Source organism: Pseudovibrio flavus (assembly GCF_009711345.1).
In the GTDB taxonomy this organism is placed as follows: domain Bacteria; phylum Pseudomonadota; class Alphaproteobacteria; order Rhizobiales; family Stappiaceae; genus Pseudovibrio; species Pseudovibrio flavus.
Window position 1 is genome coordinate 48,371 of sequence record NZ_SMMA01000063.1, and the last position, 21,790, is coordinate 70,160.

Annotated in this window: 18 protein-coding genes; 7 read left to right on the forward strand and 11 right to left on the reverse strand. The window is 49.7% G+C overall.

The features are described 5' to 3' along the window. Nucleotides 1-13 precede the first annotated feature (13 nt). The 5 genes from E1162_RS12105 to E1162_RS12120 all read right to left on the reverse strand — a co-directional run bounded on the left by E1162_RS12105 (nucleotide 14) and on the right by E1162_RS12120 (nucleotide 4,482). Nucleotides 14-1,141 (reverse strand): S-methyl thiohydantoin desulfurase family protein, encoded by a 1,128-nt coding sequence (locus E1162_RS12105; RefSeq protein WP_155131161.1) that lies wholly within the window; start codon nucleotides 1,139-1,141, stop codon nucleotides 14-16. 137 nt (nucleotides 1,142-1,278) lie between these two features. After that, nucleotides 1,279-2,766, reverse strand: a complete 1,488-nt coding sequence (locus tag E1162_RS12110) for a response regulator transcription factor (protein ID WP_257098930.1) — start codon at nucleotides 2,764-2,766, stop codon at nucleotides 1,279-1,281. Between the two features lie 265 nt (nucleotides 2,767-3,031). Beyond that, complete coding sequence (locus tag E1162_RS19555; RefSeq protein WP_257098931.1) at nucleotides 3,032-3,394, reverse strand: VOC family protein; 363 nt, start codon at nucleotides 3,392-3,394, stop codon at nucleotides 3,032-3,034. A gap of 18 nt (nucleotides 3,395-3,412) precedes the next feature. Beyond that, nucleotides 3,413-4,036: a LysE family translocator gene (locus E1162_RS19560; protein ID WP_257098932.1), complete on the reverse strand. Its 624-nt coding sequence runs from the start codon at nucleotides 4,034-4,036 to the stop codon at nucleotides 3,413-3,415. Between the two features lie 77 nt (nucleotides 4,037-4,113). Beyond that, nucleotides 4,114-4,482: a hypothetical protein gene (locus E1162_RS12120; RefSeq protein WP_155131167.1), complete on the reverse strand. Its 369-nt coding sequence runs from the start codon at nucleotides 4,480-4,482 to the stop codon at nucleotides 4,114-4,116. A gap of 266 nt (nucleotides 4,483-4,748) precedes the next feature. Between E1162_RS12120 and E1162_RS12125 the strand changes: the two genes are divergently transcribed. Both E1162_RS12125 and E1162_RS12130 read left to right on the forward strand, forming a co-directional pair. Beyond that, a complete protein-coding gene (locus E1162_RS12125; RefSeq protein ID WP_155131170.1) occupies nucleotides 4,749-5,795 on the forward strand; it encodes an Ldh family oxidoreductase in 1,047 nt (348 codons plus the stop codon). A 164-nt stretch (nucleotides 5,796-5,959) separates the two neighbouring features. Continuing rightward, nucleotides 5,960-6,949 carry a GntR family transcriptional regulator gene (locus tag E1162_RS12130; RefSeq protein WP_155131173.1) on the forward strand — a complete coding sequence of 330 codons (990 nt, stop codon included), beginning with the start codon at nucleotides 5,960-5,962 and terminating at the stop codon, nucleotides 6,947-6,949. 56 nt (nucleotides 6,950-7,005) lie between these two features. Here E1162_RS12130 and E1162_RS12135 read toward each other — a convergent pair whose 3' ends face one another. Both E1162_RS12135 and E1162_RS12140 read right to left on the reverse strand, forming a co-directional pair. Then, nucleotides 7,006-7,992 carry a nucleoside recognition protein gene (locus E1162_RS12135; RefSeq protein WP_257098933.1) on the reverse strand — a complete coding sequence of 329 codons (987 nt, stop codon included), beginning with the start codon at nucleotides 7,990-7,992 and terminating at the stop codon, nucleotides 7,006-7,008. Nucleotides 7,993-8,207: 215 nt separating this feature from the next. Beyond that, entirely contained in the window at nucleotides 8,208-8,786 is a 579-nt protein-coding gene (locus E1162_RS12140) for a hypothetical protein (RefSeq protein WP_155131176.1), read from the reverse strand. 731 nt (nucleotides 8,787-9,517) lie between these two features. Here E1162_RS12140 and E1162_RS12145 point away from each other — a divergent pair. From E1162_RS12145 to E1162_RS12160, 4 genes are all read left to right on the forward strand, one after another. Then, nucleotides 9,518-12,517 carry a beta strand repeat-containing protein gene (locus E1162_RS12145; protein ID WP_155131179.1) on the forward strand — a complete coding sequence of 1,000 codons (3,000 nt, stop codon included), beginning with the start codon at nucleotides 9,518-9,520 and terminating at the stop codon, nucleotides 12,515-12,517. 63 nt (nucleotides 12,518-12,580) lie between these two features. Next, nucleotides 12,581-14,479, forward strand: a complete 1,899-nt coding sequence (locus E1162_RS12150) for a hypothetical protein (protein ID WP_155131182.1) — start codon at nucleotides 12,581-12,583, stop codon at nucleotides 14,477-14,479. 30 nt (nucleotides 14,480-14,509) lie between these two features. Further along, nucleotides 14,510-16,402: a type I secretion system permease/ATPase gene (locus tag E1162_RS12155; RefSeq protein WP_257098934.1), complete on the forward strand. Its 1,893-nt coding sequence runs from the start codon at nucleotides 14,510-14,512 to the stop codon at nucleotides 16,400-16,402. Nucleotides 16,403-16,411: 9 nt separating this feature from the next. Continuing rightward, entirely contained in the window at nucleotides 16,412-17,764 is a 1,353-nt protein-coding gene (locus tag E1162_RS12160) for an HlyD family type I secretion periplasmic adaptor subunit (protein ID WP_155131185.1), read from the forward strand. Nucleotides 17,765-17,798: 34 nt separating this feature from the next. On the opposite strand, the gene E1162_RS12165 is transcribed toward E1162_RS12160, so the two are convergent. After that, the gene (locus E1162_RS12165; protein WP_155131188.1) at nucleotides 17,799-18,242 is read right to left on the reverse strand and encodes a DUF6691 family protein; all 444 of its coding nucleotides are present in this window, start codon (nucleotides 18,240-18,242) and stop codon (nucleotides 17,799-17,801) included. Between the two features lie 4 nt (nucleotides 18,243-18,246). Continuing rightward, nucleotides 18,247-18,687, reverse strand: a complete 441-nt coding sequence (locus tag E1162_RS12170) for a YeeE/YedE family protein (RefSeq protein WP_155131191.1) — start codon at nucleotides 18,685-18,687, stop codon at nucleotides 18,247-18,249. Between the two features lie 627 nt (nucleotides 18,688-19,314). On the opposite strand from E1162_RS12170, the gene E1162_RS12175 reads away from it, so the two are divergent. Continuing rightward, nucleotides 19,315-19,707: a hypothetical protein gene (locus E1162_RS12175; protein WP_155131194.1), complete on the forward strand. Its 393-nt coding sequence runs from the start codon at nucleotides 19,315-19,317 to the stop codon at nucleotides 19,705-19,707. Between the two features lie 410 nt (nucleotides 19,708-20,117). On the opposite strand, the gene dpaL is transcribed toward E1162_RS12175, so the two are convergent. Both dpaL and E1162_RS12185 read right to left on the reverse strand, forming a co-directional pair. Continuing rightward, nucleotides 20,118-21,302 (reverse strand): diaminopropionate ammonia-lyase, encoded by a 1,185-nt coding sequence (gene dpaL / locus E1162_RS12180; RefSeq protein ID WP_155131197.1) that lies wholly within the window; start codon nucleotides 21,300-21,302, stop codon nucleotides 20,118-20,120. A 98-nt stretch (nucleotides 21,303-21,400) separates the two neighbouring features. Then, complete coding sequence (locus E1162_RS12185) at nucleotides 21,401-21,787, reverse strand: RidA family protein (protein WP_155131200.1); 387 nt, start codon at nucleotides 21,785-21,787, stop codon at nucleotides 21,401-21,403. Between the last annotated feature and the right edge of the window lie 3 nt (nucleotides 21,788-21,790).

Below are 21,790 nucleotides of genomic sequence, written 5' to 3' on the forward strand. Positions count from 1 at the left end.
CCCTAATCCAAGATTAGAGAACTTCCTCCAACGGTTTGTAATCAATGTCGAAGTCGAAGTAGCGAGGGCCCAAAATCTCCAGACCCTTCTCGGAGAGGAAGTGTTCAGGGGACTTCATGGCTACAAGAGCAACTTCTTGACCGGCTGCGACCAGAGGGTTTGGAATAGGCTCACCAGTATGCAGATCAACCAGAGCGATAATGTCCGGGCTGGTTACATATGGTTCGTCGTTTTTCCAAGTTACGTGGTTCTCGTTTTTGAACCAGACGCGGTATTCGTTATTGGCGAAGTCGCCGCGACCTTCTACCTTGTATTCGCCCCAGTAGTAGCCGAGCTTATCTTCGTCGTTCTTTTCAGTAACAACGCCAGTCGCCAGAATGTGACCGTTGAGGTACTCCATCATAGCAGGAACAACATCTTTGCCCTGTTCGCGTGCTTCGCGAATAAAGCGGCCCAGCTCATAGCTCTGGGTCATGGTGTTCTTGACGATGATTTTCTTGACTTCAGAAGCCTTCATCAAGAAGCCTGCCTGACCTGCAAGGCCATAACCGTTCGCACTGATGAGTTTGCCGAGGCGCTCGGTTACACGGTAGTTGATACCGTTCTTGATGATCGCAACGTTACCCCATTCATCAACGGAAGTGATTGGCAGTAGGGTTTTGTCTGCAAGGTAAGGGGTGGTCTGCTGAATTTCAGGAATTGCGCGGCCGGTGTAGTCACCGTCAAACACTGCAATGCCCATTTCAGAAGCAGCAGCCATAGCTGCGGAAGTGTTTGCACCAGCAAGCTCAATTGGAACAATCGCTTCAATCTTCTGGCCGGTATATTCTTCCAGTTCTTCCAAAGCCTTGCGCATACGGTCTTTTTCGGTGTTTTCGCTGGTAACGAAACCAAAGCCGTTCATTTCACGCAGAGTTTCAGGGGTGTGAGGCGCAATAGAGCCCATAAGGAACGGGCATGCGACGATTGCTTCATCATCAATATCGTCCAGATCAACCCAGCCTGGATTACGGCCAGCTTCCAGTTCGCTCATCAGGGAAGCGATACCGTTTTTCGGCAAGCCGCCGCCGCCGGTTGCGAAAAATGTGCAGCCGCGTACGAAATCTTCAATGTCGGTTTTGGAGTTCAGTTTAAAAGCCATTGGTTCTCACCGTCTTGTGGGGCTAGCAATGTCAGGTCTACTGCCCTAGTTGCTCTGTGCGTCAACTTCTCAAGACGGAACGGCAATCGCGACTACCCGAACGGGTAGTGGTTGAGAATAGTTTCCTATTCTCCGTATTAGTCTATAATTTTGAGCTCTCTAGCCACAGCTACAGCCTTGCTGCGGCTGCTGACATTAAGCTGCTTGAAGATCTTCTTCAGGTGGTACTTTGCGGTGTTCTCACTCACACCCTTAAGCATGGCGATTTCCTTGTTGCTCATGCCTGCTGCCATAAGCTTCAAATACTCATAGGTGTATTTTTCAAGGCCAGCCGCATGGGACTGGTCGGCCGTATTCTGCGCCCGTGGTTTTCTGACCACCCAGCCGTACATGATGTCTTGCAGAGCCGTTTTGATGGCACGTTCCGGCGGGAAGGAGATGTAGTTTCCATCGAGAATGGCCTGAACAATGGGCTTGGCATACATGCCGTCTTCTACCAGAAAACGTCGAAATGGCTGGCCGGTGAGTAGTCGCAAGGAGCTAAGCAGAGAGTTGGTTGCCAGTGTTTTTTGATCGACCTGCCAGTGCGCTTCCGCTTTAACGATACGCATCTTGGCAAGGCATAGAAGACGGCCCCGTCGTATCGCTTCATCTTCGCAAAGGGTAATTAGATCCAGCGCATCCGCACCTTGCCGATTTCGTACAAGCCACCTAGCAACCGCGGTAACAATTAGGGTGCTGTGCAAGCCCCAGTCGTCGTTGTTTCTCCAAAGCTTCAAGTCCGGATGCGCTTTGAGTTGCGAAAGCTCTCTTCTGGCTTGGGGTAGCTCGTTAAAGCGGATGTAAGCCTCAGCTCTTTCCAGCTGCATTTGCCGCTTCAGGAGCTTCATTTGTCTGGTTTGCGCGTAGCTTTCACCTTCAGCGAGAATGCCAAGGGCTTCTGCTAGGCCGCCGCGCTCCAGCGCTAAACGGGTACGAACCCGAAAGTACGCGCCATGCAGCGTCCCCCAAGCATCGATTTCCTTGTGCCGACCGATAAGCGGGGCCAAAAGTTGCTCGGCTTCTTGAAGCTGGTCGGCTTCGTAACAGACCTCGGCCGAAAGAATGCGGTACGCATCTTCTAGCGAGTTTCCATCTGGTGCGTTGGGATGGGTTGAAGAGACCATCTTGGTAAACTGCCCCGCCGCACCGAGAAGATCACCGCGGTAGAGGCGAACCTGCCCGATATGGGAATGCAGATGGTTCGCACCAAACACAGCGCCTGCCTGCAGATACAAGGCTGCTGCTGTTTCAGCATATTCCTGCGCTCTATCGAAGTTTCCAAGGTGAAACTCAATGGTGCTTAGGTGGTTGTTGGCAAGAGCTTGGCCGATACAGTCGTCAGCATCAATACTGCGCAAGGCATTCAAAATGAGCTGCTTGTCGGTCTGGTCAAACGCCTTGCTCTCGTAAGCCTTTACGTGGATGTCTACGAGGATGAACTCGGCGGTTTTCTTCATGCACACAGACAGCTGAGTGGCGTGTCTGCCGCCCAGCATGGACATCAAGGTGCGTGCTTCTCCACTCCTGCCGGTCTTGGCGAGCATGAATGCGCAAAAGAGCCCGTCATCAAGTGAACGCACCATAGATGCGGAATATGAAGAAGCGTCCCAAGCTACTAGATGGCCTGTTAACGCGCTCCGCCAGCTATAAGAATTGCAGTTCATCGTGCCCCCACCGAATTCGAGGCACGATACCTTGCTTGGATTTACGGAAAATCGGGATACTCTCGTAGAGTGCAGGTTTGTACGCTGAATATCGCTACTGGTAGCTCCAGAAATCGCGTGTCGTTTGAACGACGCGCATACAGAGCGACATCACTCTCTCTTGTCTGGTTTCCTCAGATGGCGGCTAAACGCGTTGCATTAGCTCGATACGATTGCCAAAGGGGTCCTGCGTAAAGCATCGCTTATAACCGGGTAGGGGAGCATCTTCCTTTATGAGGCAATCATTTGCCTCAAGCTGGGCACGAACCTCGTCCAGATTGGAAAACAAGAAAGCAGGATGTGCTTTCTTTGCCGGTTTAAATTCCGCTTCCACACCGATGTGAAGGCTTAGAGATCCGCCTTGCAGCCAAAGTCCACCTCTGCCTGCTAATGACACAGGTTTAGGGACTTCCTTGAAGCCAAGGAGGCTGGAATAAAAGGCTCTAGCTTTGTCTTCCTCGCCAACGGGGATGGCAGTTTGAATGTGGTCTAGTCCGAGAATACTCAAAGTCGCGCTTTCAATGGTTTAAGCGCGCTGTACCGCCGCTGTGAGAAGCCCTGCGCTTACGAGAAAACCACCGCCGATGCGATTGGCAATTTTCATGGCGGTTGGTTTTTGGAAATGAACGCGCAGGCTGCCCGCCATCATGGCCCACATAACGGCATTGATTGTTGCAAGGCTTACGAATGTCACAATAAGCGTTACAAACTGCGGGGTTAGGGCTGAAGCAGGGTCCACAAACTGCGGTACGAACGCAGTAAAGAAAATGATGCTCTTAGGATTGAGAGCTGTAACAAGAAAACAATTTCCGAAGATTTTCCGAAGCGGTGTGTGTGCACCTGCGGCCTTAATATCGCGGGTTAGTGTGGGTGCTCGCCACATCTTGATACCCAGCCATACAAGGTAGGCAGCACCTACAAGTTTGAGAAGGGTAAACAACGTTGACGAGGCCGCGAGAATAGCGCCCGCGCCTAAGAGAGAAGCAGTAATTGCAACAAAATCACCGAGAGAGCTGCCGCTGACAGTAGCTACGGCACTGCGCCGCCCTTGCCCAAGGGCATAGCTGATAACAAGCAGGATTGTAGGGCCGGGTATTGCCAGAACAACAACGCTGGCAAGCACAAACGCAGACCAATGCTCCCAAGACATGGAAAACTCCAATCAATTGACGCGCTAGTAAGAAGGCAAAAGCAGATGCTGCGCAAGTGATCTTTTTGCAAGTGCGGCTAAAGAGGAGAGAGCTGCCGCTGAATTATGTACTGGGTATTGCCGCCTATTGGCTGCACGTACCAAATGCCTTCGCTCGTTTGGTAACCCTGCTTCTCGCAAATCAGATTTCGGCCTTCATACCCCATGGGCATGGAAATTGTGCCGGGTGTCTTTTCAATTACAAACCGATCACGCGCACCCGATATATAGCAGGTAGCGCCAATTGGTTGTGTGACCACTGTGAGGATGTATCCATCAGGCGGAACGGTGAGCAAAGTTGAGAAGGCGGGAGCCAGACGATTTTCATTATTGCAACCAGTTAGAGCAACCATCAGGCACCCAAATGCTATGACGCCAATTGGTTTTTTTAGGTTCTGCAAACGCATTTTTGGCTCCACAAATCAGTGATATCCAAAGGGTAATTTGCCTTTGAGTTCATAAAAACCCCCTCATTTTCCTAGCAGAAACCTAGGGTTTTCCTTGTGTTTTGTGTGGGTAGTGATTTTCCATAGGTGGCAATATGGATTTTGCGTGCAAAATCCAAATGATACGGTTCTTCTCATGGGTCGCCTCGGAGGAGGCTTTGGCGCCGCCCATTCGGCGCTAATCCATGGGAACAAGGATACCGAGTATCCAGACTGGGAAAAATTCAATGAAGTATGCGTTTCAGGATCTCGTAGACCTTGGCACAAAGATTTTTCTTGCTGCCGGTTTGAATGAAGAAAAAGCAGAGTCCGTTTCTCGCCTTTTGGTGACAGCTGACGCGATGGGTCACACCACCCACGGTCTGGCTCAGGTGCCTTTCTACGTGAAGGGTCTGAAAGACGGCACTATGACCATCGAAGGTGAGCCGGAAGTTCTTCAGGATCGCGGTCCAACTGTTGTTTGGAACGGCAAACGCCTGCCAGGTATCTGGCTTGCGGAAAAAGCAATGACACTGGCTGCAGAACGCGCGAAGAAGTACGGCACCTGTACTTTGACCATGCGTGAAGCGCACCACATCGGCTGTCTGGCAGCATTCCTTCCTGCTGTTACAGAACAGGGCATGATCGCAATTCTTGCGACCTCCGATCCTTCCGGTAAAGCAGTTGCACCGTTTGGTGGTGTAGAGCCTGTCTTTACTCCTAACCCATATGCAATGGGTATCCCTACAGAGGGTGATCCTATCCTCGTAGATATCTCCTGCTCCATCAGCACCGTTTCTATGGCTGGCCGTTTGAACGCCGAAGGCCGCCGCTTCCCTGGAAAATGGGTGCAGGATGCAGAAGGTAATGCAACCGACGATCCATCCGTAATGCTGAGCGAACCAAAAGGCACCTTGCTGCCATTGGGCGGTCAGGAATATGGCCATAAAGGTTATGGCATGGCTCTGATGGTTGAAACTCTAACCCAAGGTCTTTCTGGTTTTGGTCGCGCTGACCAACCAACCGGTTGGCAGGGTTCTGTGTTCCTCCAAGTTCTTGATCCTGAAGCTTTTGCGGGTGCGGATTCCCTTAAGCGTCAGACCGAGTTCCTCGCAGAAACCTGCCGCAACGTGAAGCCTGCCGATGTTTCCCGACCTGTGCGTTTGCCAGGTGGTAAGGCTTCCGTAGGGCTGCGTGCAGCCAAGGCTGAAGGTCTGGAACTGTACGAAACCATCATGAAAGGCATTGAGCCTGTCGCAGAAGGTTTCGGCATCTCTATGCCTTCTCCACTCTGATAGATCGCCCTCCTGCGGTTTTGTGGGAAACCGGGGGAGGGGATCTACACATTTCTGGCGGGGAAAGAAAACAAAGTCTTTCCTCGCCATTTCTTTATGGTAGTTAGCATTTTGCGTACAATGCACATATGCTCTAACCATTATTACTCAGGGAAGCCATCATCATGACGCCAAAAGCATCATATAAGACGATCTATGGCGTACTGCGCGATAGCATTCTAGATGGCGCTCTCCACCACAACTACGCCCTCAACGAAACCGATACAGCGCGTTACTTCAAAGTTGGCCGCACGCCGGTTCGAGAGGCATTCAAGCTACTCATTCAAGAAAAACTAATCGTACCTGCTGCCGGTAGGGGCTTTTTGGTTGCGTTCGGTCCAGAGCATGCCGATATCAACCGCAGCCCGTTGAGCGATATGCGCGTGCGCATGAATGCGCAGAGCGAAGACACTTTAAAAATCCGCAGTGTACGCGAGCGCCTTTATCCGCAGATGGAGCGTGAGATCGCCTGCATCATGCGTCTTGGCGAGTTTCAGCTAACGGAGCTGGATGTTTCCGCGCACCTTGGTGTTGGCCGGACAGTTGTACGAGATTTGCTGACCCGTTTAGAGCGCATTGGTCTTGTGCGTCAGAACAACAAAGGGCGTTGGTTTACAGTGCCGCTCACCAAAGATCGCATCTCTGATTACTATGAGATGCGCATTCTGTTGGAGCCAGCAGCGCTTATCCTTGGTGTTGGCCGATACAGCCGCACAATACTGGAAGAGAAAGTTTCTCGTCTACGCCGCGGTAGAGAAAACCTCGATAGCCTGACCGGTAACGACTTCTATGAATTCGAGATGGATCTGCATGTGGGCGTGCTAAAGCGTTGTCCAAACGAGGAGATGCGCCATGCGATTTATCGTTCTCAGATCCCGCTGATTAATGTGAGCTTCTCGCCGCGTTTCCATCGCGACATCAGAGGGCAGGAGATGCTGCTTGATGAGCACGAGGCAGTTTTGAACCGCATCATCGAGCGCAAACCTAAAGACGCCTCTGAGTTGCTTCGCGAGCATTTGGAACTCGGTCGGACGTATATGTGCGATAACTTCGACCGCATTCGTGATCGCGGGCATATTAAGATCCCGCCTTACCTGCGTGCTATGGAAGACTAAGCAGGCGTTGGAATATAGGAAAGGCGCGATCCGAATGGTATCGCGCCTTTTGGTTTTTAAGCTGCTGCAGGTGCTGTGTTGCTTGGTCGGTATAGATATTTTCGGAAGGCATCCTCTGGCATCATCAACACCACGCGGCTAACGAGTGCCATTGCCAATACGCAGAAGATGAAGCGCCCCACCAATACTCCGGACCAGTGACCGCCGAAGGCGATCATCACCAGCGGGTCTTCGATCAACCCGTGGCATATACCCATGAAGCACAGTGATAGCACTACGTCACGAGGCTGGAGTTTGCCTGCCTGAGCCTCACGAATAATCAAGCCGCCGCCATAGGAAAGTCCGAGCAGTACACCAACCATGGTGATTGATGTTGCTTCCTTGGAAATTCCCATAATGCCAAGCAGTGGGGCGAGCAGTTTGTTGAGGAAGTCGGTGATTTTGAGAACTTCAAGGACTTTAAGAAAGATAATCAGCCCAAGAATGATCCAGAACATCGTGAAGAGCAGTGTTCCGCTTCCATAAGCCCACTCAAGCCATGTCTCATTCACCTTCGGCTCAAAAGGCAGCCATTTCAGATCCAGCGGCTCCTGCAGCCAGCCGCCTGCGGAATAAATGAAGTTCAACGTCATGCCATATAGCAAGCCGATAACAATGCGCAGCGTTGATGAGAACACAAAACTAACGCCCGCGCTTCGTGAAATCATCTGCTCAAGAGGAATCGCATGGGCGATAAGAAGAATAGAAAGCAGGATGGTAGAATCGGCGACGGTGAGCTCAAGCGTCGGAAGAAGGCCAACGAAGACAGCGATTGCCGCGTAGATATTGATCAACAGGCCGGAGGCGAGGGCAAGGCCCAGTTCTGCAGGTAGGCCAACGAGGCCCATAATCGGCTTTAGGGCTATCGCCAGATAATCAACGACACCGAGTTCTGTTGCGACGCGGACTGCAATCATCACCGGCACCATGGTTTTCACCATAACCATAAAGAGCCGGAGAGAGTCCGAGATCAGCTTCCAGACTGCCTTTGAAAGCATGTTCATGAAACCGCCAGTTTGCAGGAGGACAACGAATGTTACTGACGAAATTCCTAGGTAACTAAGCGGTTGCTGTCATTCTCAATTTACAAGGCAGCCTTGTTTTCCAAAGTAGAATCCAAAGACACTGGCAAGGAAATCTCAAGTCGATCAATTTGAATAGAGCCACCTTGCGAAAACGATGGTCTGCTGAGATTGACAGCTGACAACTCTCAAGTGCGCTAACTGGCCTGTGAGGGCCTAGCACTGTCGTTCTGCATGTATTCCTTTAGCCTTGGCAGAAAGTGCCAAATCTCTCTGTTGAGACGAACCATTTTGGTAATGCTCGCTTGCATTTGCTTAACGCGCTCATCGTCAATCGGCTTTACCTCACCCAGTTGCAGCTGCCCGTGCTTTCTTTGAATGCGCATTGTTTGGGTATGGGTTATTGCGCCTTCCTGATCAATCTTGAACATCGCGTGGTTGAACTCGTTACGCACCTTGGTAACGTCATTGAAAACACGGATTATTCGGCGCAGATCTCGAACCATATCTTTGCGTCGCAACTTCACGCCAGAGAGTCGCTCCACCAGTTCTGTACGTGCACGGGTGGTGTTGAGCGTGCCGAACACGAGCGTCGCGGTAATCTCATCTGTTTGCATAAGGTATTGAAGAATATAGATGAACATGCTTTCGTTGTTCGACCAGCAGTAGTTCATGTTGCCCATGAGCGCAAACAGGCGGGTTCTTTGCTTGGCATGGGAGGCTGCCGAACGTTCCAACGCTTCGAAGTCTGGTTCCTCGATCGTGCTTTCAGCCATTCCTAAAGCTTCCCGCTGTCATTGTGTAGAGTGACGTAGATGTCACTTTTTAAAGATTAGCACAGCAAGGGGGCGATCGGCCATAATCTAATAAAATGGAGAGGAAATGAGGTAGTGGAGCCTTTGATGAACTGGTCGGCCTCAAGAAGATGAACTGTTACTGGCTTGCCTAAATGTGAGGATAAGCCAAAAAGTCCAGCAAATTCATTTGCGTAAGATCAATGTCTCTGAAGTTATATAAAAAGAGATGTTTGAATAACCTGTCATTAGTTACATGTACTATTTCAAGTAAATGATGCAATCTCAGCCTTCCTTTGGTGATAAATGAGATTATCTATTTCTGAATATGTAAGTGGCCCTAATTTATTACTGAGTGAATGTTTCCAGATATTTTGAGCTGTTTTTCTTCCCGATAAAATCTCCGCATAAGTGTGTCCGTCGAGGCCAACATTTCAAGCCTCTGATGGTGGCACATAGCAAGCATTTTACTTTGAAGGATATACTTTTTGTCTCAAAGCCAATTTCCGGCTAGCAATCGTATAGTTAGGTGAGCAGTGTCCCTGCCTTAGGGCTGGGATCGCACGAACTCGCCTGCATTTCCCTCTTCAAGTGTTTGCTCATTGTCATCCGGTTTTAACAGCCTTTGGTCTGTAACCGCCGGGATTTGACGACGCAGAAGATCGACATTTCTTTGCAGGTTTAGAGTGAAGGCGCGTCTGGAGCTTTTATTAATGACTGATCATACTACGAACCCTACCACGCCTCCTCCGTCTTCTACGCCTAGCCCTTCCAGCGGCAGTGGGTCTGAGCCTACCCCAACAATCACTGTTGACCTTAATTCTGACGGAACGGACTCCAATCTTTCCTCTACGCAATTCAATGGCAACAATGACCATGACCGGTTGATCAATGCCGAAGTAGAAAATAACGCAGCTCCAACGCAAACCGTTGGTGTTGATGGCGGTACTGCTCACTCCCGAGATGGCATCGATGACACCAGTGGTGCCGATGTCGTCGGCGATGACATGTCCGTATCGGGCGCATCTGCTGCATCCGCTGACGGTGCCGGTTATGCCGAAGCATTCAACCAAGACATTTCGATGGGCGGCAACGCGCAATCAAACAGCCTAAATGCCTCCATCGTCGGCGGTGACTATGATGTTTCCGCTTCAGGTGGTGATGGTGCCAGCTTTAACAATGGTGAGCAGACGCAGCTCGCCAGCGATGGTACCGACACAGCTCTAGGTGGCTCGCAGGTTAACGAACTGAGCGACGTGGATATTATTGGTAGCGTGACCGTTCCAGATAATGCCGCAACCGTACAGAATAACGGTACGCTTCATCAGGATGTTGATGTCAACGGTGGTACGGCTACGGCTGAAAGCGGTATCGAAAGCCTTCGTAACGACGATGTTGTTCTGGGTGGAGATAGCGGGTCGTCTGGCCTCATCTCTGTCGGTGATGATCTTTCTATCGCGGGTACTACTTCTGCATCCGCTGATGCTCTTGGCGTTGCAAACGCATTTAACCAAGAACTGAGCACCGGCGGTAATCAGCAGTCTAATAGCGCTGATGTGTCTGTAGTTGGTACTGATGTAAATATTGCCTCCGCAGGCGGTAGTGATGCGGCAGTGCCAGGGGCTATTGGCAGTACAGGTCAATCTGATACCGATACTTACGTTCATTTAACACAAGCTAACGGTGGTGTAACTGGCGGTGGTGCGCCTACGCCAATGAATGATCAGGATCTTATTTATGATCCGACGGTAAATAATGGAAGTGGCAATTCTCTTGATCAGGATGTTGATGTAACCGGCGGAACCTCCAATGCCCACTATGGCATTAATTCTGTTGCGCATGTCGGATCTGCCGGCGGTGGCGACGGTGGCGATAGCAGCATTTCTGGCTCTGCTGAAGCGTCCGCTGATGCGTCTGCATATGCCTTTGGTTTCAACCAAACACTTTCTACCGGTGGGAATATGCAGACCAATGCAGCAGATATGTCTGTGGTGGGTAATAACCAAAACGGCGCTTCTGCAGGTGAGAACGATGCACACAACTCTCATCTAGGCGTTGTTCCTGCTGGCGTTGAGCCCGATACGGATACCGATGTTCATCTCTATCAGTCTAATGATCTCGACGATGATGATTACATTCAGAATCCAACACTCACCAACGATGGCACAGTAACTCAAGATGTTGTTGCTACGGGCGGTGATGCTACTGCCAGAGATGGTATCCGGTCTGATTCTGTGGACGAGAACCTAGATACTCCAATACTGGGTAGTAGCGTAGTAGGTGATGATTCATCCATTACCGGCTCCTCTTCTGCTAGCGCAGACGCTTCGGCTGTTGCCTCGGCATTCGGACAGAATATCGGAACTGCTGGTAACTGGCAGGGTAACGGCGCTGAGATTGATGTTACTGGCGGTGATAGCAATCTGGTTTCTACGGGCGAAGACAATACTGTGGCTCTTGGTAGCACCGCATCAGCGCCATCTACACCAGCTGCAGAATTGGCTGACAATTCGACGGATTCTGTTCTACATGTGTCGCAGGACAATGACCTTAGTGACGCAGATTATGTGAACACTCCGACCCTCCAAAACAACGGCAATGTTGCACAGAACGTGACTGCCGATGGCGGCAACGCTGGCTCTGGGAATGGCATCCGTGCTGAAAGCTTCATTGGCGCACACGATGTTGGTGACGATTCTTCGGTAGCAGGCACGACTTCAGCGTCAGCTGACTCCGTTGGTCAGGCCTCGGCGTTCAATCAGAATATCAGCACTGGCGGAAACACGCAGGTCAATCAGTCTGCGATTGATATTGTGGGTGCTTCGGAAAATATGGTCTCGATTGGCGCGGATTCTGAAGCGCACTCTGGAAACCTATTCTCTGGTCTACGTTCGAATGATGCGGATAGTGATATCCATATTCAACAGAATAACGATCTGGCGGATAACGATCGGATTACTGATCCGTCCGTAGAACATGCTTCTGGTGCTAGCTTTAGTCAAAACGTTAGTGTTGGCGAGGACAGTGATCCTGAAACTGGTGTGGCAACTACAGGTCACGGCATCTACGATGATTATACCAAGGACTTCGATCCTAGCAGCAACGTAGGTGGTGATTATAGCATCACTGCTGAGGCCATGGCGTCCGCAGACGCTACCGGTTCCGCATTTGCATTCAATCAGAATCTGTCGGTCGGTTCGAACACTCAGGTCAACGCAGCTTCCGCTGATGTTACCGGAGACAACGACACCTACCTCTTCACTGATGGGGATAGCACTCTTGGGTCTGGTTTGGCCGCTCTTGATGTCATCCCAGTTGGGGCAGACGAAGTCGGCGGCGGCGGCGTTGATGCCAACGGCACCGATTCAGCATTCACCATTGAACAAGCAAATGCGCTTAACGATCAGGATGTAATCACAAATCCATCAGTCGTTAACAACGGTGCATCCTTTAGCCAGACCGTGGATGTCCTTGGCGGTACCGCAACTGCTGGCGATGGCATTCTCGATGCAGAAGCATTGTTCGATGTGAGTGTCGGGGATGATTACACCGTAGATGCTCTGAGCTCCGCGTCTGCTGACGCAGTTGGTGTGGCAAATGCCTTCAACCAGAACATCGTAATGGGTGCCAACGTTCAGGCTAACTCTGTAGACATCGGCGTCGTTGGCGGTTCTTCGACCGTTAACGTCGTTGGTGAAGACGACCTAGCCTAATCTATTAAACTGGGTTCACGCGGACATCCTGCGTGGGCCCTTTTCTTTTTCGAGGGGAACCAAATGCTTTCGCAAGTGATCAACGAAATTACCTGGCACTATCTAGGGTATTTGAAGCTCTACGATGACCAGTTCGGTGATTTGGTTGAATACAAAAGTGGTGCTGAAGTGTTGGCTGGGCTTCCTAATGCCGATGTTGCATTCGAAGCCCAAGTCGAGATCAATGATGATGATCTTCCTTCCTTCAATCAACAGTCAGTGACTGTCGCCTCCGTATCTTCCAATGTCGCCGCTGCCGCCCCACTACTGTTTGGTAACAGCTATGATCCGGCATTCAGTGATGTTGTTCCATCTGCTTCGGAAGCGCTACATGGATTTACTGATGGTGAAGTGAATATTCCGGAGTTTCCGTTCCCTCCCGAGTATACTTATACGATAACGGCCTACTACCGGAGCATAGATGCGCCGTCCGGTCATATCTTTACTTCCCAAAGAAACGAGGTCACCGACAATGACGAGCTGACAATGGAGCATGTTCATTGGCAAGGCGGTCCCGAGTTAGAGCAAAGAGACGCGTTATCTGAAGAATTCAACATGGTATCGAGCCATTTAGAAATAGAATTTCTAAATGGTTTAGGTAATGGTGGAGCGGATGAGGCGCTAACGGATTTCGCTCAAGGTCAGGTAACTAGAGCAGAAAGCGGTCTAAATGACGGATTGAACATATCCATAGGGCAAAACCTAATCGCAGAAAGAGACGCCGCCCCTACAGGAGACCTGGAACCGGGAAAAGTGGTAAGCCTCGGCGATAACGAGACGGTTAACGTGGCCGCAATTGTAAATGCTAGCGAAGCGTCTTCATCTTTTATTGTAGTCGGGAACTACTATTCGACAGATGCTATCATTCAAAGCAACTTCTACTTGAATGAAAGTGCAGAGAATTTCGCGGATCAACCTTTATCAAATGAGTCGAATGACACGGTCAAAAACGTGGGTGAAGTGTCGTCGAGTGGAGACTATTTAATATCTTCTCAGTATGTACCGGGACGCGGTGATTACACTTTGCTAGTCGATACGGTGCAAGGTGATTTCTATGATGTTAGCATCTTGAAGCAGACCAATTTGCTTATAGATGATGACATCATACGTTATGAAACAAACGAGAGTGACTATTTCATTGCCATCGGAAACAATACCCAAGTTAATGCCGGGCAAATTATTCATGCATTTTCAGAGTATGACCTGATTGTGGTTTCTGGAAACTATTTTGACGTGAATAGCATTTATCAAAAGAACGTAGTTTTAGATTACGATTTTGTAGTTGCATCCAATAGTATTGTAACGGGTGGAGACGGGAACGAGATATCAAACCAGGCAAAAATTTCAAATATTGGTGGCGGGCCTCTCTTTAAGGAGATGGATAGCGGAATACAAAGCTTCACCACAAATATTTTGAATAGTGAGACGTCGTTTGAGTATACGACAAAGAAAATAGGCAATGGCATGCCTAACCTCTCGGACAATTCTTTAAATGTCTTGATGATTCAGGGTGACTATTATCAAGTCAACTCCATTTTTCAAGAAAACTATCTTTCAGATATGGATGCAGGTCGAGTGGTTTCAGCTGCAGGTGGCCATGAAGACGCCTCTTCTGGCGAGTTAGAGTTGATCCAGACAAGCAAGAACGTAGCAAAGAACGAAGCGATCATTGTTGATTACGATAGTCAATCAGAATTCCAATATCTGGGTGGTGAGTACTCGGAGGAAGATATTCTCATTCAGGCGAATATAGTGGTTACCAACTTCGACGATCTCAATTCCGCTCAAGGATCGATTGATGACTTAGTCTCAGAGGTAATCGCATTTGCCGGAGCAAGCGCCGAAGAAGATCTACATATTTCAAGCGGGGGAGGTAAGGGGCCGGCCGAAACAAATGATGCCATTTCTGATGTGTTCGCATAGATGAATTCAGTTGAGTAAAGAAGAAAATTCATGAGTTTAAAGAGCTTTGGGCTGCTTCCAACCGTAAGTATGCGCAGCCTAAATATTATCAGTGCAGCGCGTCACTTCGCATTGAAAATAAATTGGAAAACTAAATCGCTCGCTATTGTGGCTGCCTCAGATGTCGAAGGAAACGCTCAGGACTTTGACTTTCGTCAAACTCTTAAGGTTGCCCTGATGCGGGTTAAGCGACAGCTTCTAATAGTTGGTATGTTTTCATTTGCCTCCAGCATTCTAATATTGTCATTACCTATTTACCTATTTCAAATTTCAGATCGTGTTTTGACCAGTCGAAGTTTGGATACTCTTTTCGTTTTAACGACCATTGTATTGGGTCTTATCTTTGCGCATGTCTTGCTGGATGTATTTCGCCGATTTCTGCTAATGCGTATTGCTGTTGACTTGGAGACGAGGCTCGGATCATCGGTTGTTAGTGCGGCAGCAAGAGCATCGCATAGTGGATCCAGTCATGAGTTCCAAGCTCTGGCTGACTTGCAGCAAATTCGCAGCTTTCTGACTGGTTCGGTACTGCTGACAATGATGGACGTACCCGTCGCCCCTTTATATCTGGCAGCTGTGTACATGGTTCACCCGCATTTGGGTTTGATTGTAACGACCACTATTTTCATTCTCCTTATTATTGCGCGCATCAACCAGAAGGTCACCTCAGAGCCATTTGGGGCAGCCAATGTATTCTCTTCGCGGGCTAATATGCAGGCTGATGCAATGGCACGAAATGCTCAAGTCATTAATGCCATGGGCATGATCCCGGAAAGCGTCCTGTTGTGGGGGCGTGAGACAGCCCAATCGCTACTCGCACAAATCAAGGGGCAAGATCGTAATATCGTTCTTGCCGGGATTTCAAAGTTTATTCGCCTTTCCACCCAGATATCGATGCTGGGGTGGGGTGCTTATTTAGCGCTTTCAAATGAAATGACAGGCGGCATGATTATTGCTGCTTCCATTATCGGCGGCCGCGCGCTTGCTCCTGTTGAAGGGACGATTGAAGGCTGGAAGAGTTTTTTACAAGCGCGAGCTGCGTTCGGCCGAATTAGAGTTCTTCTACAAACTTCTCCGTTGAATGTAAAGCGATTGCAACTCCCGAAACCGAAAGGCCATATTAGTATTGAAAGGGTGTTGTTTGTGCCGCCACCCAATAAGCGCGTGATATTGAATGGAATAACCTTTTCGCTCTCGGCAGGTGAAAGTCTAGCAATAGTCGGTGCATCAGGTTCGGGCAAAACCACACTGGGTAAAATGCTAGTTGGCTCTATTATGCCCACGGCTGGAAGCATTCGGTTGGATGCTATGGACATGCGCAATTGGGATCCTAGACAGCTAGGGGAGAACATCGGGTACCTTCCTCAGGATGTTCAGCTTTTTCCCGGTACTATAAAAGCTAATATTGCGCGTATGCGTGAGGCAGCAGAAGACATTGATGTTTTTCGTGCCGCAGAGATTACTGGCATTCACGAAATGGTATCCCATTTTCCACTCGGGTATGAAACGCCGATTGCCATGGACGGTAGCCCTCTTTCTGGAGGCCAGAAACAAAGGATTGGGCTGGCACGAGCATTTTTTGGTAGCCCTCGTTTGGTCGTGCTGGATGAGCCAAACTCAAATTTGGATATTATTGGCGAAAACGCGCTTTCCGTAGCGATTGAACGTGCCCGCCAACTGGGCATTACAGTAGTTACAATTACACAGCGCCCAGCTCTCCTTCGTAGTGTTGATAAAATTCTAATGCTACGTGAGGGTACCGTTCAGGCGGTCGGGCACAGAGATGAAATCTTGCCTTTGATCTCAGGCAAGCGTCCACCTGCCCCGAACCTCGGCACTAGGCAGGAGGCTGCGCAACGTAGCCTTGAACCTGCAGCAAGTTAGGGGGAGGTCATGGCAACGCTTGACACATCTCGGCCAATAATTCTCGGAGAACAATGGTACGCAGAGGTTCCACGTAATACTCGCCTGCCAATTGTTGCAAGCCTATTAGTAATAGCCTTTGTGTTTTTGGGGTTTGGTACGTGGGCAGCTTTTGCACCGCTGGCTGGCGCGGTCGTTGCAACAGGGAGTTTCGTCGCTACAGGACAAAATAAGATTGTACAGCATTTAGAAGGCGGCGTGATTGAGGAGATTTTGGTTCGAGAAGGGGACGTCGTGGAAGCTGGCGACATTCTCATGAAGCTCGACGATACTGCTGCTACAGCTAATCTCATTCGTCTTCAAACGCGAAAGTCGCGACTTCAGGCAGTTCAGGCACGTTTGACGCAAGAGGCAAATGGCAGCGAGCATCCGCTTTGGCCTCAGGATCTTCTGGATAAGCGTTCAGAGGAGAAAGTTGCGGCAATCATTTTGAATCAGACACTTACCTTCAGAGCAAGGCATAGAAAGTTACAAAGTGAAGTGGATGTTTTGCAAAGAAGTATCGATGCCTTGCGGGAACGAATTTCAGGGGCGACGGCACAGATGGCAGCTGTTGATTCCCAGAGTGCGCTTTATAACGAAGAGCTTGAAGCAAAGCGATCAATATTGAAGAAGGGGCTTATTAAGAAGTCGGACATTCTTGGAATTGAGCGGGCCCTTGCCAATCTTAAAGGGGAGAGGGGACGGCTTCTTGCGGAGATAGGCGACTCCGAAGAACGCATAAGGCGAGCCGAAGCCCAAATTGCAAAAACAAAAAATGAGGCTGCTCAAACTGCAGTAGATGAGCTGCAGGTAGTCAATGCGGAACTCGATGATGTGACAGAGCAAATCAGAGCCGCCCATAATGTTCTCGAGCGGATCGAGATTGTGGCTCCCGTTCGGGGGGCAGTGGTTAGGATGCGCTATCATACGCCCGGCGGGGTTGTTGAAAGCGGAAAAGACCTTATGGAAATACTGCCGCTACAGGCGGAGCTCGTGATCGAAGCGACGATAAACCCTTCCGATATTGACAGTGTGCGCACGGGCCAGTCTGCTCTTGTTCGCCTGTCCGCGCTCAATCAAAGGGTTACGCCTATGATACCGGCCTCAGTGTCTTACGTTTCTGCGGATGCGTTGCCTGATGATACGCGGGCTATCGATGGAAGGAATGTATATGTCGCCCGTGTAAGCCTCAATAAAGAGCAAATGCCGAAGGGAGTTCATTTTGAAGCTATGCCGGGCATGCCTGCAGAGGTTTACATCACAACGCGTGACAGAACTTTCTTTGACTACCTGACCGAGCCGTTGAGAGATAGTATGTCGCGCGCTTTTCGTGAGCCATAAACCACTATGGCTCACGAAGGTTAGATAGGTGTACTCAGGCTTTGCTTGTACTTGCTGTCGCAGAGCCTTGGCCAGCTTTCACAACTTTAGCCATAATCATACCTAGCAGCATGGCCGCAACAAAAGCAAAAGCCTGACCTGAAGGCATGCCGAGGGAGGAAATTGCCGGTCCCGGGCAAAGGCCACCGATACCCCAGCCGATACCGAAGATTGCAGAGCCTGCCAGCAACGGACGGTCGAGGTGTGAAGGCATTGGGAGCTTGAAGTTCTGTGCGAGGATCGGTTTTTCACGACGTTTAATGAAGTAAAAGCTGGGTGCGGCAACCGCGATGGCTCCACCCATTACAAAGGCAAGGCTTGGATCCCAAGTTCCTGCAAGATCGAGAAAGTTTTGGACCTTTGCAGGGTTGGTCATACCGGAGATAACTAAACCTAGACTAAAAATGAGACCGGAAATAAGGCCGAGTAATACACGCATGGGCTTAGCCTCCAATTACATGGCGAAGAATGAAAACGCTGATAAAGCCGGTTGCCATGAAGGTCAGCGTTGCCGAGATAGAGCGAACAGAAAAGCGGGAGATACCGCAAACGCCGTGGCCACTGGTACATCCGTTCCCGTAAACAGACCCGAAGCCAACCAACAGACCTGCAATAGCGAGCTGCATGTAGCCGGAAGTGAAGGTTTGCACAGGTAGCTGGCCGATTGCCATGAGGTAGACGATAGGGCCGCCAACCAAGCCGATCACGAAAGCAGCTTCCCAACCTTTTTCGGATGCGGCATCGCTAGGTGGAAGAAGGCGGCTAACAATGCCGCTAATACCTGCAATGCGGCCGTTAAAAAGAAGAAGCATGACGGCGGAAAGGCCAATCAGCATACCGCCTACTGTAGAGGCGAGGGGAGTAAAAGCAGTTTCGTAGGACATGATAAAGCGATCCTTTGAATAAATCTGCATCTATCTTAATATTAGAAAAAACTAAAGTAAAGAGGCGGGACCGTCTCAACCTCTAGAACATTGGGTGAATAATGGGGGAGTGAAAGTCGGAAAAGGGCAAGCCATGGTGTGTCAAGTGGTGTGACGCATCGTTTTCCAGATTGTCGTAGATGAGTGGGATTTCTTTACAGAATGCAACTTTTCGATAAAAATAGCGCTACCACACGGTTGCATTGTCTGATTTGAATCGCTGATTGGGAAGTGAAGCAAAAATGAGACCTAATGGCAGCCGGGAGCATGAGCGTTTTCTGCGGTGCGATGAAGACGGGAACTGATAGCAACTGTGAATTCTCGGGATCTGGGGGGCTAATAAAGGCGGCAATCACTTTAGTTGCAGGCCGCTTCACTACATCCAACTGGCTGGGGCAGATATCGTTGCACACAGACGAACTTTTTGGGGTGGGCGAGTTCTAGCATAAGCAACGGAATAGAGATGTAAGCTGGGCACGGGCAAGCGAGTGAATAGCGCTATATGGATGTAAAGTCCGCTTGTAGGTAAGTGGTGAAGTTGTTTTACTCTTCGATGTATTTTTATTCGGTCAATTGTCGAAGCGACTGATGCCCTATGTATTCTTGGATATGCTGATTGTGATAAAGTTGCTGTTATTTGTATTTATGGTGCTCCCGATTAATCAGGTTCGAGCCAATGATTGGGTCTGTAGTGATGTTGTTGAAGCCTTGGTGCAATACAATAATGGATTGAATGATAGATATAATGGATACCGAATAATAAACGCGCTTGAGGCGGAAGAATATATAGAAAGAACATTTCCTAAAGAAATGTTTCGTACATGTGATCCGAGATATTTAGCTCAAAGGGAAAATCAAGAGGATTATCTTTTATACCCTAACGGTATGATAGCTGCGGGTTTTAAAACACGGCATTTTTACTATGGATTTATGGTAGATAAATCCGGAGAAGTATCTGGTATTTACGTTAAGTTTAAATAATATGTAGAGCGATTTTTCGTGGAATAACTGTATTTACTGTATTTACTGTATTTTACAGAATACTATTGTGATTTTCTAGCGGGTTGCTCCATGTTCCGACTGGAGTATTTCATTTTTATGAATAGGGTGCGGGCAGTGTTGTCAATGAAGCCACTCTGCCTAGCGTGGTGGGTGTAAAAATGACCTACGGTATCATGTTTCGCGGCAAGCGGGCTTTCTCTTCCAGTCTATTAGAAAATTGAAAATGCAGGCGAAATCCTAAGTAGACATTTTTAGGGGGAGCTAATATATGTTGAAGGACTACTTACAGGTCCAATGAAAAAGGGCCCGCGAAATACACGGACCCTTTCTGGCCACCTAACGCTGTAGAACAGGCTGAACTGAAATGTTCATACTACCCTGGATTGGCCTTAAGCCAGTTCAAGGCGTCCTTCCCAGACGATCTTGCGATAGCGATCTGGGTTGGTATCACCTTCTGAACTGATGACCAGCACAACGGAGTTTTCGTCGAGCCCGATCATTTTGGCAGCTTCTTCCCCTTCAACTTTGGTCATCAGGGCATAGAGTACGCCGATATTGAGAGCGCCGGACTCGCCGCTGATAATGCGTTCATCACCTTTGAGTGGGTTGCCGAGGATGCGCATGCCTGTTGCAGAAACAGCATCGGTCGCTGAAACGAACAGGTCACCACAATCGCGGATGATGTCCCAAGTGACCGGGTTTGGCTCACCGCAAGCCAAGCCAGCCATGATGGAGGAGAGGTCGCCGCCAACTGCTGTCATTACGCCTTCTTCGCTGCAAACGGACTGGTACAGGCAGTCTGCGGCGCGAGGCTCACTGATAATTGTTTTAAAGGCGTCAGAGCCGTAACGGCTGACGAGATAGCCAAGAAGACCGCCAGCCATTGCGCCAACACCAGCCTGAAGCATAACGTGGGTTGGCTGCACACCGCCCATGTCGTCCATCTGGTCTGCAATTTCAGCAGCCATGGTCATGTAGCCCTGAGAAATCCAAGCCGGAATTTCTTCGTAGCCTTCCCATGCAGTGTCCTGAACCAGTTCCCAGCCGTTTTCTTGCGCGGTTTTATTGGCAAGACGAACGGTGTCGTCATAGTTCACATGGGTCACGATGCATTCGGCACCAAGACCGCGAATACGATCAACGCTGGCCTGCGGGGAACCTTTAGGCATGTAAACAACAGCCTTCTGGCCCATTTCACGCGCTGCCCAAGCAACGCCAGTGCCATGGTTGCCAGCGGTTGCTGTTGCAAACACCATCGGTTCCGGAAGCTGTTCGGACACGGTCTTCAGGTCGATATCGCGCAGTTCAACGCCAAGCTTTTTAGCAAGCAGGCAGCCAAGCGCGTAAGAGCCGCCTAGCACCTTAAAGGCGTTAAGGCCAAAACGGTGTGACTCGTCTTTTACCAGTACTGCTTTCACGCCAAGGTATTTGGCAAGCTCTGGCAAGCTGACAAGTGGGGTTGGCGTGTACCCTTGAATGCCGCTGTGGAATTCACGAGTGGTCTGCGCAACCTCTTTAGAAAACAAAGTGCTAGTGTTACCGGTGTGAAACCGGTTGCTACGGTACTTAAGCATTACGTGGTGGCCTGCTAATTTTGTGTGTGAAGAGCATTTGGCAAGGGGCCTGCATGGCTTAGAGGCGCCCTTGCACAACGTAATCGCAAGTCGAAGGTTTACTTCTTGATGTATGCGATTGCTTCTACTTCTACCAAAGCGTCTTTTGGCAGACGGCCAGCCTGAATGCAGGAGCGGGCCGGAGCGTTTTCAGTACCGAATACTTCGGTGTAAACTTCGTTGAATTCAGCGAAGTCTTCCATTTTCGCAAGGAAGCAAGTGGTCTTAACAACGGTATCGATGCCTGCGCCGCCAGCTTCCAGAACAGCTTTCAGGTTTGCAAGGGAAACACGAGCCTGCTCTTTAATGCCGCCTTCTGGGAATGCCATGGTTGCTGGGTCCAAAGGCAGCTGGCCAGAGCTGAATACCAGATCGCCAAAAACCATGCCCTGAGAATAAGGGCCAATCGCTGCTGGAGCCTTTTCAGTGCTTACAGTCGTTTTCATAGT

Bases quoted from the DNA above. Each gene is read 5' to 3' on its own strand.
- E1162_RS12105 (WP_155131161.1), bottom strand. From the start codon at position 1,141: ATGGCTTTTAAACTGAACTCCAAAACCGACATTGAAGATTTCGTACGC.
- E1162_RS12110 (WP_257098930.1), bottom strand. From the start codon at position 2,766: ATGGTGCGTTCACTTGATGACGGGCTCTTTTGCGCATTCATGCTCGCC.
- E1162_RS19560 (WP_257098932.1), bottom strand. From the start codon at position 4,036: ATGTCTTGGGAGCATTGGTCTGCGTTTGTGCTTGCCAGCGTTGTTGTT.
- E1162_RS12120 (WP_155131167.1), bottom strand. From the start codon at position 4,482: ATGCGTTTGCAGAACCTAAAAAAACCAATTGGCGTCATAGCATTTGGG.
- E1162_RS12125 (WP_155131170.1), top strand. From the start codon at position 4,749: ATGAAGTATGCGTTTCAGGATCTCGTAGACCTTGGCACAAAGATTTTT.
- E1162_RS12130 (WP_155131173.1), top strand. From the start codon at position 5,960: ATGACGCCAAAAGCATCATATAAGACGATCTATGGCGTACTGCGCGAT.
- E1162_RS12135 (WP_257098933.1), bottom strand. From the start codon at position 7,992: ATGAACATGCTTTCAAAGGCAGTCTGGAAGCTGATCTCGGACTCTCTC.
- E1162_RS12140 (WP_155131176.1), bottom strand. From the start codon at position 8,786: ATGGCTGAAAGCACGATCGAGGAACCAGACTTCGAAGCGTTGGAACGT.
- E1162_RS12145 (WP_155131179.1), top strand. From the start codon at position 9,518: ATGACTGATCATACTACGAACCCTACCACGCCTCCTCCGTCTTCTACG.
- E1162_RS12150 (WP_155131182.1), top strand. From the start codon at position 12,581: ATGCTTTCGCAAGTGATCAACGAAATTACCTGGCACTATCTAGGGTAT.
- E1162_RS12155 (WP_257098934.1), top strand. From the start codon at position 14,510: ATGAGTTTAAAGAGCTTTGGGCTGCTTCCAACCGTAAGTATGCGCAGC.
- E1162_RS12160 (WP_155131185.1), top strand. From the start codon at position 16,412: ATGGCAACGCTTGACACATCTCGGCCAATAATTCTCGGAGAACAATGG.
- E1162_RS12165 (WP_155131188.1), bottom strand. From the start codon at position 18,242: ATGCGTGTATTACTCGGCCTTATTTCCGGTCTCATTTTTAGTCTAGGT.
- E1162_RS12170 (WP_155131191.1), bottom strand. From the start codon at position 18,687: ATGTCCTACGAAACTGCTTTTACTCCCCTCGCCTCTACAGTAGGCGGT.
- E1162_RS12175 (WP_155131194.1), top strand. From the start codon at position 19,315: ATGCCCTATGTATTCTTGGATATGCTGATTGTGATAAAGTTGCTGTTA.
- dpaL (WP_155131197.1), bottom strand. From the start codon at position 21,302: ATGCTTAAGTACCGTAGCAACCGGTTTCACACCGGTAACACTAGCACT.
- E1162_RS12185 (WP_155131200.1), bottom strand. From the start codon at position 21,787: ATGAAAACGACTGTAAGCACTGAAAAGGCTCCAGCAGCGATTGGCCCT.